Origin of the sequence: Actinomycetospora chlora (assembly GCF_039542135.1) — a bacterium.
Taxonomy (GTDB): Bacteria; Actinomycetota; Actinomycetes; order Mycobacteriales; family Pseudonocardiaceae; genus Actinomycetospora; species Actinomycetospora chlora.
Genome location: NZ_BAABHO010000001.1, coordinates 51,473 through 63,313, shown reverse-complemented (window position 1 = coordinate 63,313; position 11,841 = coordinate 51,473). Strand labels below are relative to the sequence as shown.

At 74.8% G+C, this 11,841-nt stretch carries 12 protein-coding genes and 1 tRNA gene; 5 read left to right on the top strand and 8 right to left on the bottom strand.

Annotated elements, in window-relative coordinates:
- Window positions 1-38 precede the first annotated feature (38 nt).
- A complete protein-coding gene (locus ABD994_RS00285; protein ID WP_345410118.1) occupies window positions 39-587 on the top strand; it encodes a dTDP-4-dehydrorhamnose 3,5-epimerase family protein in 549 nt (182 codons plus the stop codon).
- 40 nt (window positions 588-627) lie between these two features.
- Here the strand turns inward: ABD994_RS00285 and ABD994_RS00280 are convergent, their stop codons facing one another.
- Genes ABD994_RS00280 through ABD994_RS00260 form a run of 5 tightly spaced genes read right to left on the bottom strand, consistent with a single transcriptional unit; the run spans window position 628 to window position 6,106 of the window.
- Window positions 628-1,653: an NAD-dependent epimerase/dehydratase family protein gene (locus ABD994_RS00280; protein WP_345410117.1), complete on the bottom strand. Its 1,026-nt coding sequence runs from the start codon at window positions 1,651-1,653 to the stop codon at window positions 628-630.
- A 23-nt stretch (window positions 1,654-1,676) separates the two neighbouring features.
- Window positions 1,677-2,330, bottom strand: coding sequence for a PIG-L deacetylase family protein (locus ABD994_RS00275; RefSeq protein ID WP_345410116.1), 654 nt, complete (start codon window positions 2,328-2,330; stop codon window positions 1,677-1,679).
- Window positions 2,330-3,169 (bottom strand): sugar phosphate nucleotidyltransferase, encoded by an 840-nt coding sequence (locus ABD994_RS00270; protein WP_345410115.1) that lies wholly within the window; start codon window positions 3,167-3,169, stop codon window positions 2,330-2,332. The genes ABD994_RS00275 and ABD994_RS00270 overlap by 1 nt, the downstream gene beginning before the upstream one ends.
- Complete coding sequence (locus ABD994_RS00265) at window positions 3,166-4,425, bottom strand: class I SAM-dependent methyltransferase (RefSeq protein ID WP_345410114.1); 1,260 nt, start codon at window positions 4,423-4,425, stop codon at window positions 3,166-3,168. The genes ABD994_RS00270 and ABD994_RS00265 overlap by 4 nt, the downstream gene beginning before the upstream one ends.
- A gap of 10 nt (window positions 4,426-4,435) precedes the next feature.
- The gene (locus ABD994_RS00260) at window positions 4,436-6,106 is read right to left on the bottom strand and encodes a sugar transferase (RefSeq protein WP_345410113.1); all 1,671 of its coding nucleotides are present in this window, start codon (window positions 6,104-6,106) and stop codon (window positions 4,436-4,438) included.
- Window positions 6,107-6,582: 476 nt separating this feature from the next.
- Here ABD994_RS00260 and ABD994_RS00255 point away from each other — a divergent pair, with 476 nt between their 5' ends.
- Window positions 6,583-7,524, top strand: a complete 942-nt coding sequence (locus ABD994_RS00255) for a polysaccharide lyase family 20 protein (RefSeq protein ID WP_345410112.1) — start codon at window positions 6,583-6,585, stop codon at window positions 7,522-7,524.
- A gap of 63 nt (window positions 7,525-7,587) precedes the next feature.
- Window positions 7,588-7,658: transfer RNA gene (locus tag ABD994_RS00250), tRNA-Gln, on the top strand.
- A gap of 7 nt (window positions 7,659-7,665) precedes the next feature.
- Here the strand turns inward: ABD994_RS00250 and ABD994_RS00245 are convergent.
- Together ABD994_RS00245 and ABD994_RS00240 are read right to left on the bottom strand one after the other, a co-directional pair.
- A complete protein-coding gene (locus tag ABD994_RS00245) occupies window positions 7,666-7,995 on the bottom strand; it encodes a branched-chain amino acid transporter permease (RefSeq protein WP_345410111.1) in 330 nt (109 codons plus the stop codon).
- Window positions 7,988-8,695, bottom strand: a complete 708-nt coding sequence (locus ABD994_RS00240) for an AzlC family ABC transporter permease (RefSeq protein WP_345410110.1) — start codon at window positions 8,693-8,695, stop codon at window positions 7,988-7,990. Before ABD994_RS00240 ends, ABD994_RS00245 begins: the two co-directional genes overlap by 8 nt.
- Before the next feature lie 80 nt (window positions 8,696-8,775).
- On the opposite strand from ABD994_RS00240, the gene ABD994_RS00235 reads away from it, so the two are divergent.
- Window positions 8,776-9,207 carry an Lrp/AsnC family transcriptional regulator gene (locus ABD994_RS00235; RefSeq protein ID WP_345410109.1) on the top strand — a complete coding sequence of 144 codons (432 nt, stop codon included), beginning with the start codon at window positions 8,776-8,778 and terminating at the stop codon, window positions 9,205-9,207.
- Here ABD994_RS00235 and ABD994_RS00230 read toward each other — a convergent pair.
- A complete protein-coding gene (locus ABD994_RS00230; RefSeq protein ID WP_345410108.1) occupies window positions 9,200-9,943 on the bottom strand; it encodes a phosphatase PAP2 family protein in 744 nt (247 codons plus the stop codon). The genes ABD994_RS00235 and ABD994_RS00230 overlap by 8 nt on opposite strands.
- 167 nt (window positions 9,944-10,110) lie before the next feature.
- Between ABD994_RS00230 and ABD994_RS00225 the strand changes: the two genes are divergently transcribed.
- The gene (locus ABD994_RS00225) at window positions 10,111-11,751 is read left to right on the top strand and encodes a GGDEF domain-containing protein (protein WP_345410107.1); all 1,641 of its coding nucleotides are present in this window, start codon (window positions 10,111-10,113) and stop codon (window positions 11,749-11,751) included.
- Window positions 11,752-11,841: the final 90 nt, after the last annotated feature.

Below are 11,841 nucleotides of genomic sequence, written 5' to 3'. Positions count from 1 at the left end.
ACGGCGGGGATGGGAGGCCGGGATGGGAGGCTGGCCGCGTGGACGTACGCGAGGGCCGCATCGAGGGCGTGGTGGTGTTCGTCCCCACGCCGCACCGCGACGACCGGGGGCTGTTCACCCGCACGTTCGACACCGCGATCGGCGCCGCCCACGGCGTCGACCTGGGCCCGGAGGCGCAGGACAGCCAGTCGCGCTCGCGGCGGGGCACGATCCGCGGCATGCACGGGCGCCGTGGCGCCGGCGAGGCGAAGCTGGTGCGCGCCGCGCACGGGGCGGTGCACGACGTGCTCGTCGACGCCCGCCCGGGCTCGCCGACGTTCGGGACGGTCGAGTCCTACCGGCTCGACGACGAGGACTTCGTCCACCTCTACGTGCCGCCGGGGCTGCTGCACGGCTTCCAGGCGCTCACCGACGTCGCCGACGTCTGCTACCGCATCGACCGTCCGCACGCGCCGGGCGAGGACCTGGGCGTGACGTACGACGACCCGGACCTGGCGATCGCCTGGCCGCAGGAGGTCACCGCGATCTCCGAGCGCGACCGCACCGCGGGCTCCTGGAAGGACCTCCTGGCCCAGCTACGTGCGTGATCTTCCGAGCGATAGCTCGGAAGATCACGCACGTGGGGGGTCAGCCGGGGCGCAGGGACTCGTCGAGGGTGCCGGCCTCCTGGCGGCTCTTGAGCACCGCGAGGCGGGTGAAGCGCCGGTCGAAGCCCTCCTGCGTGAGCCCGCGGGCCCGGTACTCGCGGATCAGCTCCGCGGCCCCGTCGGCCACCGACCACGCGGGCCGGAAGTCGGGCAGGAACTTGCCGATCTTGGTGAAGTCGACGCGGTAGGAGCGCGGGTCGCCGCCGGTCTCGCCGGTGATGACGAGCTCGGCCTCGGGCACCGCCACCTTCACGGCGTCGGCGATGTCGCGGACCTGCACGTTGTTCTCCGTCGACCCGACGTTGAACGCCTGCGCCCGCACGGTGTCCGCCGGCGCCGCGAGCGCCGCGACGACGGCGCCGCCGATGTCGCGGGCGTGCGCCAGCGGGCGCCACGGCGTCCCGTCGCTCATGACGAGGATGCGGTTCGAGAGCAGCGCGTGGCCCACGAGGTTGTTCAGCACGATGTCGGCGCGCAGCCGCGGCGAGAAGCCGAACGCGGTGGCGTTGCGCATCGACACCGGCACGAAGTCGTCGTCGGCCATGTCGACGAGGTCGGCCTCGACGCGCACCTTCGACTCCGCGTAGGGGGTCACCGGCTTCATCGGCGCCTCCTCGTCGAGCACGTCCTCGGTGCCCGACGCGCCGTACACCGAGCAGGTGGAGGCGTACACGAAGCGACCCACCCCGGCCTCCTTCGCCAGGCGGGCCAGGCGCGTGGAGGCGTGGTGGTTGATGTCGTACGTGTGCTGCGGGGCCAGGGCGCCGAGCGGGTCGTTCGACAGCGCGGCCAGGTGCACGACGGCGTCGAACCCGGCGAGCTGGTCGACGGTGACGTCGCGCAGGTCGACCGCGAGGGCCGGCGGCTCGGGGGCGGGCAGCTCGCCCAGGACGCAGTCGGCGTACAGGCCCGAGTCGAGCCCGGTGACGTCGTGCCCGGCCTCGGTGAGCTGGGGCGCCATCAGGGTGCCGAGGTAGCCCTGGTGGCCGGTGAGTAGCACGCGCATGGCGGCCGTCCTTCCTTCGCGTGTCAGGGTCGTGCAGGGGCGCCGACCAGCGCCCGCGTCAGGTGGAAGCCCTCCGCGTAGCGCACGCCGGCCTGGACGCCGCGCACCCGCGCGACGCCCCGGAACGTCTCGTCGTCGAACCAGGCGCGGGAGGTCTGGGACGGGTAGTGCTCGTGGAGCAGCCGGCTCTTGTCGGCCACCACGTCCGCCTCGAGCGGCCACAGCAACGGCGGCTGGGCGAGGTCGGGCTCGGCTTTGAGGATCTCGTAACCGAGCACCAGGTGGTCGCGGAAGACCGTGGGGACGAGCTTGGCGAGCTCGCGGTGGTCCTGGTGGTCGTCGCCGCGGTGGCCGACGAGCACGAGGTCGGGCTCGCAGGTGCGGCGGAACGCCTCGAGCGCCTCCTTGGCCCACTCCCAGTGGGTCGGCAGCCGCCCGTCGGGCATGTCGAGCACCGTGACCTGCAGGTCCGCCCCCGGGCAGAACGCCGCCAGCGCGGCCCGCTCCTCCTGCTCGCGGGGCGTGCCGCCGCCGGAGAGGACGAGCACCCGCACGCGCAGCCCCGGCCGGGAACGGCACAGGGTCAGCACCGTGCCGCCCGCCCCGATCGGGATGTCGTCGCAGTGCGCGGCGAGCAGGACGAGCTCGTCGAGGGACTCCGGACGCAGCAGCCGCATCAGGAGGGGTCGCGCTCGGAGAGCTCCTGCGCGACGAGGCTCTCCAGCGGTGGGCGGTCGGTGGCGACCTCGCGCTCCCAGAGCATCCAGGGCCGCGTCCCGGCCCGGTACGCCGCCTCGAGGGCGTTGCGCTCCTTGAGCGTGTCGGCGGGCTGCCAGAAGCCCTCGTACGGGTAGGAGAGCAGCTTGCCCTCCTTGGCCAGCGTCATGCAGGCGTCGCCGACGAGGTCGCCGTTCTCCGGGATGTGGTCGATGACCTCGGGGCGCAGCACGAAGTAGCCCCCGTTCTCCCGGATGTGCATGTCGGTCACCGGGTAGATCGAGTTGACCCGGTCCGAGCCGTCGACGTCCACGATGTGGAACACGGCCTGCGGCGGCACCGCCAGCAGCGAGGCCGTGGCGTCGCTGTCGCGGAACTTCGCGACCATCGCGTCCAGGGGGGCGTCGGTGAGGACGTCGGCGTAGTTGGCCAGGAACATCTCGTCGCCCTCGACGAGGTGGCGCACGCGGCGCAGGCGCTCACCGATCGGCGACTCGAGCCCGGTGTGGACGAAGTGGATCGTCCAGTCCGCGATGTCCGAGCCCAGCAGCTCGACCTCGCGGTCGCGCAGCACGAAGTCGTTCGACTCGGTCTCGCGGTAGTTGAGGAAGTAGTCCTTGATGTGGTGGGCGCCGTAGCCCAGGCACAGCACGAACTCCTTGTGCCCGAAGTGGGCGTAGTACCGCATGACGTGCCAGATGAGCGGGCGCGGCCCGACCATCTGCATGGGCTTGGGGACGTCGGAGTCGCCGTCGCGCATCCGCATCCCGAACCCGCCGCAGAACAGGACGACCTTCACGGTTCCAGCACCTTGCCAGAGCCCGGTTCGACGACCTGCAGGGAGGGGATCGGGAAGACGAGCCGCCCGCCCCATCCGCCGACGTGCGCCAGCTGCGCGGTGATCTCCTCGCGCAGGTTCCACGGGAGGACCAGCACGTAGTCGGGGCGGTCGGCGTCGATCCGCTCCGGCGGGTGGATCGGCACCCGGGTGCCCGGCGTGAACCGGCCGTGCTTGTAGGGGTTGCGGTCGACGGTGTACGCGAGCAGGTCGGGGCGCACGCCGCAGTAGTTCAGCAGGGTGTTGCCCTTGCCCGGCGCCCCGTACCCGACGACGGTCTTCCCGGCGTCCGCCGCCGTGATGAGGAACCTCATGAGGTCGTTGCGGATGCGCGAGACCTCACCGGCGAACCCGGCGTGCCCCTCGACGGTGTCCAGGCCGGCCGCGGACTCCTCGGCCAGCACCTCACCGACCGCCGGCGCCACGGGGGCACCGAGCTCCGTGGGCCGCGCCCAGCAGCGGATCGACCCGCCGTGGGTGGGCACCAGCTCGACGTCGACGAGCTCCAGCCCGCCCGAGCGCAGCGCCTTCTGCGCCGTGCCGACCGTGTAGTACTGGAAGTGCTCGTGGTAGATCGTGTCGAACTGCCGGTAGCGCATGAGGGTCAGCAGGTGCTGCACCTCGATCGACACCCAGCCGTCGTCGGCCACCATGGCGCGCAGGCCCTGCGTGAAGCCGACGAGGTCGGGGATGTGCGCGTAGACGTTGTTGGCGACGACGAGCGCGGCCGGGCCGTGCTCCTCGCGGACCGCCGCGCCGGTCTCCGGCGAGAGGAACGCCGTCAGCGTGGGCACGCCCTTGTCCCGGGCGGCCTGGCCGACGTTGGCGCTGGGCTCCACGCCCAGCGCCCGCATCCCGTCGGCGACGACGTGCTGGAGCAGGTAGCCGTCGTTGCTCGCGGCCTCGACGACGAGCGAGTCCGGCCCGAGGCCCGCGCGCTCGGTCGCCGCGGTCACGAACCGCCGCGCGTGCTCCACCCACGACGTCGAGAACGACGAGAAGTAGGCGTACTCGGTGAACGTCTCGTCCGGGTCGATCAGGGGCGGCAACTGCACGAGCAGGCAGTTCCGGCACACCCGCGGGTGGAGCGGATACGTCGGCTCGGGGGCCTCGAGGCCCTCCTCGGTGAGGAAGAGCTCGCAGGGCGGCGTGGCGCCCAGGTCGACGAAGCTGGCCAGGTCGGCCGACCCGCAGAGCCGGCAGATGATCTTGTCCAAGGGTCCCGTCTCAGTAGGCGCCGTCCCCGCGGAACACCGCGGAGACCGTCTTCCACATGATCACCAGGTCCATCGCCGGCGACCAGTTCTCCACGTAGCGCAGGTCCAGACGGACCGACTCCTCCCAGGAGAGGTCCGACCGGCCGCTGACCTGCCACAGGCCGGTCATGCCGGGGCGCACGAGGAACTTCCGCTTGGCGGCGTCGGTGTAGGCCTCGATCTCGCCGGGCAGCGGCGGGCGGGGCCCCACGAGCGACATCGAGCCGCCGAGGACGTTGAGCAGCTGCGGCAGCTCGTCGAGCGAGTAGCGGCGCAGCAGCTGGCCGATGCGCGTGACGCGGGGGTCGCGGCGCAGCTTGAACAGCGGCCCGGAACCGTCGTTCGTGCCGGCCAGGAGGTCCTCGCGCAGCTTGTCGGCGTCCGGCACCATCGACCGGAACTTGATCATCTTGAACGTCCGGCCACGCTGCCCGACGCGGGTCTGGCGGTAGAACACCGGGCCGCCGTCGAGCTTGACCACGAAGGCGATCACCGCGAACACCGGCAGCAGCAGGAGCAGGATCGCCGCCGTCGTGACGCGGTCGAACATCAGCTTGAACACCCGGGGCATGCCCGACAGCCGCGGCTCGGTCAGGCGCAGCAGGGGCAGGCCGTCGACCGGCGCGACGTGCAGGCGCGGCCCGGCGACCTCCATGAGGCCGGGGTCGACGACGAGCTCGGAGCCGGTGCCCTCGAGGTCCCAGGCGAGGCGGTGCAGGCGCTTGGGGCTCCAGCCGGGCGTCGGGGCCACGGCGACGACGCCGTAGCGGCCACTGCCGACGCTGGTCGACAGGTCGTCGAGGTCGCCGATGACCGGCACGCCGGCCACGTGCCCCTGGCCCTCCTCGCCCAGACCGGTCGGGGTGCAGGCCGCGATGACGACCCAGCCCATGTGCGGCACGCGGCGGGTGCGCTCGACGAGGTCGCGCACGGCCTGCTCGGTCCCGACCGCGAGCACCGGCAGCATGCCGCGGCCGCGCTTGCGGGCCTGATGCAGCCAGCGGCGCAGGACGTAGCGACCGGCCATCGCGGCCAGCCCCGCCACCGGCAGCACCCCGAACACCCACGGCCGCACGCCGAGGTGCTCGAAGGCCAGGCCGCCGAGCCCCACGACGATCGCCGCGAGGACGAACGCGCGGATCAGGCGGCTCCACTCCTCGGCGCCCTGCCCGAGCGTGCGCGGGTCCCAGGCCCGGCAGGCCACGATCGACAGCGGGACGACGACGCCGACGACCCCGGCGAGCGCCCACGGGTCGGTGCCGCCCGGTCCCGAGCCCTCGCCGAAGCCGATGAGGGCGCCGAGCAGCAGGCAGACGGCCAGCGTCGCCAGGTCGGACCCCGCGACGGCCAGGGCGAACTTGCGCTGCCAGCTGGTGGCCACCTGGACGCTGCCCGGCTGCTCCGGACCCTCGTCCTCCCAGATCCGGACGAAGCCCGGCGCGGTCGGCGCGGGCTCGACGAACACCTCCGGCTCCGGTGGCGCCGGCCGGTCGGCCCGGTCCGGCGTCGCCGCCAGACCCTCCGCCAGCTCCTCGGCAGGCGTCCGGACCCCGTGCGGGCGCACGAGGTCCTGGTGCTCGCCGAGCTCTGCTCGTCCGTTCGTCACGTCGCCCCCGTCGTGGGTTGCCGGGTGGGGGTCCACCCTTCGCACCTCGTCGGCATGGAAGTCGGTGTTGAAGTCGGTGTGGACAGGTCTCCTCGGACGTGAGACGTCCGAGCCGCGCCGGGGTTGCCCCGGGCCCGGGACGTCGTCCCGCCGTCCTTCCACGCCGGCCTCCACCCCCTCCTCGACAAACGCTCCGGGCCCGGGCGAGGTCACGCCCGCCGTGGACCCCGCTGCTCCGTCCGGGTCACCGGTCCGCGGCCCGCGGCATCCTCGCGCACACCGTCACGGCCTCCTCCGCCGGTGGTCGGCGCGGGTGCCCGGTCGCGGGGACGCCCGCCCGGCCGCGATCGGTCACCGAGAGCGAGATCACCCATCCGGAGAGTTCTCGGGCGACGAAGGCTTCACGACAGCGCTGGGTATCGTCGACGGCGGTGGGCCTCGTCGGTGCCCGCCGGAGCGACCAGTGCGAGCCCGATCCGGGCGATCACGGCCGAGTGACGGACGGAGCCCACGTGCCGAGCAGACCCGCCCACGCCTCGAGCGTGATCCGGAGGTGTCTCGTCGGTGCCGCCGTGGCCGTCGCGCTCGCCCTGGGCCTCACCGCCGCACCGGGGATCGCGGCCGCGTCGTCGCCCTCGCCGTCGCCGTCGGCGACGCCGCTGTGGGCGATGCCGCAGACCGGCGACCTCCTCGCGGCGTTCACCCGCAGCGAGTACGACGAGCAGGACGGCACCCCGCAGCAGGTCCCCTCGCCCGACCAGCCGGGCGCGCAGGCGGTGCAGTTCACCGTCCCCGGCGGCGGCCAGCGCTCGGAGATGCGCCCCCGCATCCCGTGGCTCCACGAGGGCGACGTGCAGTACTACACCTACGTCGCCCGCCTGCCCGACGCGTTCCCCACCGAGGCCGACACCTGGCAGCTGCTCATGCAGTGGCACCAGACGTCCGACTCCGGCTCGCCGCCGATCGCGGTCGAGGTCCGGAACAACCGGCTCATGCTCGCCACCGAGGGCTCCGACCTCCAGGACATCGGGCCCATCGCGGCCGGCGACCGGATCGACCTGACGCTGCGGATCGCCTTCTCCCGCGACGCCGACCAGGGCTCGATCGACATCTGGCGCGACGGCGACCACGTGCTCCCGGGCTACCGACCCTCCGGCGGGACGCTCGTCGACGACGGCTCCTACATGAAGGTCGGCATCTACCGGGACACCTCGATCGAGGAGACGGGGCGTCTCTCGCTCGAGGACCTCCGCGCGGGCCCGACCCTCGCGTCGGTGCGCTCCCCCGACTCCGCCTCGAGCCGCATCCCCGCCGACAGCGACCCGACCGGCGCGCCGGGCGGGAGCGGCTCGTCGTCGTCCGGCGACACGCTGACGTGGGTCGCCGGCGGCCTGCTCGTCGTCGTGGTCGCGCTGGCCGTGGTGTCCCTGCGCCGACGGCGCACCAGCGCCTGACGGCCCGCCGGGTCGGCGTCTGACCTGCGTGGGACCATGAGGAGGACCCGCGCGAGCGGGCGGTCCGCCGTGGTGTAAGGGCAACACCTCGGATTTTGGTTCCGATGATCCTGGTTCGAATCCAGGCGGCGGAGCAGCAGGTCAGCCCGGCAGCACCGCGAGCAGGACGGCGTACACGACCGTGCCCGCGGCCATGCTCAGCAGCGCCCGACCGCGCCACAGGTGGACGCCGACGGTCACGGCGATCGCCCCGAGGTGGCCCAGGCCGGGGCGCACCGCGGTGAGGGGCACGTCCCGGAGCAGGTAGAGCACCAGGATGACCATGACGGCGGCCGGGAGGCGGCGGCCCAGGTCGTCGACCAGGGGCGACGAGCGCAGGGCCGACCGCAGCGCGAACGGGGCCGCCCGCAGCGCGAGCGTGGTCGCCGCCGCGACGCCGACGACCGCCAGCAGGTAGCCGGTGTCAGGCACGGCGCTCTCCCGCCCACCGGACGGCGTGGCGCAGCAGCAGGAGCGCGACGACGAGGACCGTCGCCACGAGCAGCATCTGCTGCGGCGCCACCGCGTGGGCGACCACGGCCGACGCCGCCGCGAGCAGCGGCGGGGTCGCCTCGCGGGCCGCCCGCACCGCGTCCACCGCGAGCACGACGAACAGCGCCACGAAGACGAAGTCCAGGGCCGGCACGTCGAGGGCGAGCGTGGCGCCCGCCAGCGCGCCGGCCAGGCCGCCGGACACCCAGCACAGCTGCAGGAGCACCTGGGTCGCGACGATCCGGCGCCCGGTCAGCGACTCGGCGGGCCGGGTGGCGGTGAGCGCGTAGGCCTCGTCGATCAGCGCGAAGACCGCGTAGGCCCGGCCGGCCCGGCTGCGGATGCGGTGGAGCGGGAACGACAGCCCGTAGACCACGTGGCGGGCGTTGACGAGCAGGGCCGTCACCGCGACCGCCACCAGCGGCGTGCCCACCACCGACAGCCCGACGAGCAGGAACTCGAGCGAGCCGGCGTAGACGACCGCGCTGAACACCGGCGCCCACCACCAGGCGAGCCCGGCGTTCACCACGAGCAGCCCGAAGCTGGTGCCGAGCACGAGCATGCCCGCGCCGACCCCGAGGACGTCGCCCGTCGCGGCGCGCAGGTCCGCCCGGAGGGCGGCGGCACTGCTGGTGACCATGCGCGCAACGCTAGACGGGCGACTCCGGCACGCGATGGCGTTCTGCGCGCCGAACGGCACACCAGGCGCAACATGACGCCATGGATCGCATCGATCGCGCCATCATCGACCACCTGCGCCGCGACGCCCGTCTGCCGAACGTCGAGCTGGCCGAGCGGGTGGGGCTCTCCCCGTCGCCGTGCCTGCGCCGGGTGCGGCGGCTGGAGGACGACGGCGTGATCGTCGGCTACCGGGCGGAGATCGACCCGGCGGCGCTGGACCGGGGCTTCGAAGTCATGATCAACGTGAACCTCACCGCCAAGGACCGCGAGACCTTCCTCGGGTTCGAGCGGGAGGTCGCCGCGTTCGAGGAGGTCGTCGAGCTGCGCCGCATGTTCGGGCTGCCCGACTACTTCGTCCGCGCGGCGACCCGCGACATCCGCAGCTACGAGGCGTTCATCGCCGACAAGCTCGGCCGCGTCCCCGGCATCGCCTCCGTGGACTCGCACCTCACGATGAAGCACATCAAGTAGGGCGCGCCCGCGGCAGCACCTCGGTCGGGTGCTCGCGGGGATCGAGGGCGCGCGGATCCGGGCCCGGGTCGCCGACGACGTCGGCGAACGCGTCGATCACCATCGCCACGGCGGGCACCACGGCCAGCGCCACACCCACGGCCCCGAGCGTGTCGGTCGGGTAGTGCATCCCGCGCACCACCAGCGACACCCCGACGCCGAGCACGAGCGCGGCGAGCCCCGCGACGGCGAGCAGCTTCAGCGCCCGGGGCACCGCGGCCAGGCCGAGGACGAGGACCGCGCACGTCACGGCGATCGACGCCACCGACGTCGTGTGGCCGCTCGGGAAGGCCAGCTCGCCGCCGTTGGTGCGCCCCACGAGGGGCTTGAGCACCAGGGAGGTCGTCACCATCGCCGTCGGCGGGCCGGCCAGGACGAGCGCGAGCCCCCGCACGCCGCGCAGGTACGCGGCCAGGGGGGCGAGCAGGAGGAGCGCGACGGCGACCGGCAGCGGTCCGCCGAGCGTCGCGAGCTCCCGCGCGACCCCGTGGGCGAGGTCGGGCTGGTCGTCGAGGACCTCGGTGATGCGACTGTCGGTGCGCCCCGCCGCCGCCTCGCCGGCGTAGCGCCAGGCCAGGACCCCGGTGACGGCGGCCGCCAGGGCCGCGAGGGCAGCGACGCGCCCGCGGACGGCCGACACCACGAGCGGCGTCCGGCGGCCGGGGAGCGACCGTTCAGCGTCGGAAGGGCACGCCATGGGGAGCAAGGATGCCGCACGGCGGGGCCGGGTCGGTGCCCCTCCCCGGGGGAGGGCACAGTGGTCGCCGTCGGCCGCGTCGACACCACGGCGCCGGTGTCCGCACGACCGTCGGAGGACCCGGCCCCGGTCCGCGGGGAGCGGGGAGCGGGGAGCGGAGGTGGGCCGTGCTCCCGAGCCGCACGACCACGGCGACGGCGCGCCCCGGCTCGCGCGCGGAGATCGTCGAGCGGGCCGGTGCCGCGGCGCTCGCGGCGACCCGCGTCCCGGCCACCGACCCGGACCGGAGCCTCGCCGTCCTCGACGGGCTGCTGGGCGCGGCGCGCCGCCGGGGCGCCGATCCCGGCCTGCGCGCCCTCGTGCTGCGGCAGGACCTCGTCGCACGGGTGCTGCTCGCCGCCGACCCCGGGCGGGCGGGCGCGGGGCCGGATCCCGCCGTCGAGGGCCGGCTCGACGAGCTCCTCGCGCTGGTCGCCGAGCACGGGCTCTCGCTGTTCGGGGCGGACGCGCAGATGCTGCTGGCCCGCCGCGCACTCGTCGACGGCGACGAGGACGCCGCGCTCGCGGCCGTCTCGACCGGCCTGGCGCACCTCGAGGAGCCCGTGCTCGTCGACCACGCCGCGACCGTCGCCGAGCACCGCGTGAACGTGCGGTGCGCGCGGCGCCTGGCCGCGAGCACGCTGCTCTCGCTCGGGATGCACGACCTCGCCCTCTCCCAGCTCGACCCCGATCGCCCCGGCGGCTACGAGCACGTGCGCCTCGGGCTGTCGTGGGGCCTGCGCCTCGAGCGCGCCGGGCGCCGCGGCGTCGAGCGGATGCGCGCCGCCGACGAGGCCGCCGCCGGACTGCGTCGCAGCGCGCCGCCCGAGGAGCGCCCGCTGCTGCGCGCTGCGACGGTGCTGGCCCGCGGGACGGGTCCCGCGGCCACCGCCGCCCTGCGCCAGGCCGCACGCCGGGACGCCGAGGCCCTCACCCGCGGGGACCCCGTGCCCTCGCAGCACGACCACCTGGTCACGCAGCTCGCCGCCGCCCGCGCGCTGGAGCGGGCCGGGGCGCTGGACGCCGCGGTCGCCCTGCTCGCCCGGGTGCGCGACCGGCCCCCGCGGGGCGAGGCGAGCCTGCTGCTGTCGGTCACCCGCGAGCACGCGCGCCTGCGCGCCGCGCTGGCCGGTGACGACGGCGTGCCGCGCACGGCCGACGCCGCGGTGCGGGACTACGTCGCCGACCTCGAGGAGGAGCTCTGGGCGCTGCACCGCGCCCGGGCGCTCTCGCTGCGGACCCGGCTCGCTCACGACCGCCTGCGCCGCGAGCACGGGCACGTGACCGCGCTCGCGCTCGCCGACCCGCTCACCGGCCTGCCCAACCGCCGCGCGCTCGACCGCTGCCTCGAGGAGGTCCTCGCCGACGCGGCCCGCCGCGGGCCCGGGGCGGCCCCCGCGGTCGCGATGATCGACGTCGACGGGTTCAAGCACGTCAACGACACCGTCTCGCACGCCCGCGGCGACGAGGTGCTGCGCGGCGTGGCGGCCGCCCTGCGCTCGTCGCTGCGCAGCCCCGACCTGGTGGCCCGCTACGGCGGCGACGAGTTCGTCGTGGTGCTGCCCGAGACCGCCCTCGAGGACGCCGGCGCCGCCCTCGACCGCGCCCGCACCACCGTCGCCCACCACGTGGCGGGCGAGGTGACGGTGTCGGTCGGCGTCGTCGCCGCCCGGTCCGGGGACGCGCCCGCCGAGCTGCTCGCGCGGGCCGACGCGGCGATGTACGCGGTCAAGCGGGCCGGCGGGGACGGCGTGCGCACCGCGCCGTGAGGGCCTCGCAGGAAGGGCCGGCCGGTCGCGTGCCCGCCGCCCCGCCCGGACCGCCGGGACCCGGTCGTAGGATCGGGGCCGACGAGCCCC

Coding starts and splice junctions, on each gene's coding strand:
- ABD994_RS00280 (WP_345410117.1), bottom strand. CDS start 1,653: ATGCGCGTGCTACTCACCGGCCACCAGGGCTACCTCGGCACCCTGATG.
- ABD994_RS00275 (WP_345410116.1), bottom strand. CDS start 2,330: ATGCGGCTGCTGCGTCCGGAGTCCCTCGACGAGCTCGTCCTGCTCGCC.
- ABD994_RS00240 (WP_345410110.1), bottom strand. CDS start 8,695: ATGGTCACCAGCAGTGCCGCCGCCCTCCGGGCGGACCTGCGCGCCGCG.
- ABD994_RS00235 (WP_345410109.1), top strand. CDS start 8,776: ATGGATCGCATCGATCGCGCCATCATCGACCACCTGCGCCGCGACGCC.
- ABD994_RS00230 (WP_345410108.1), bottom strand. CDS start 9,943: ATGGCGTGCCCTTCCGACGCTGAACGGTCGCTCCCCGGCCGCCGGACG.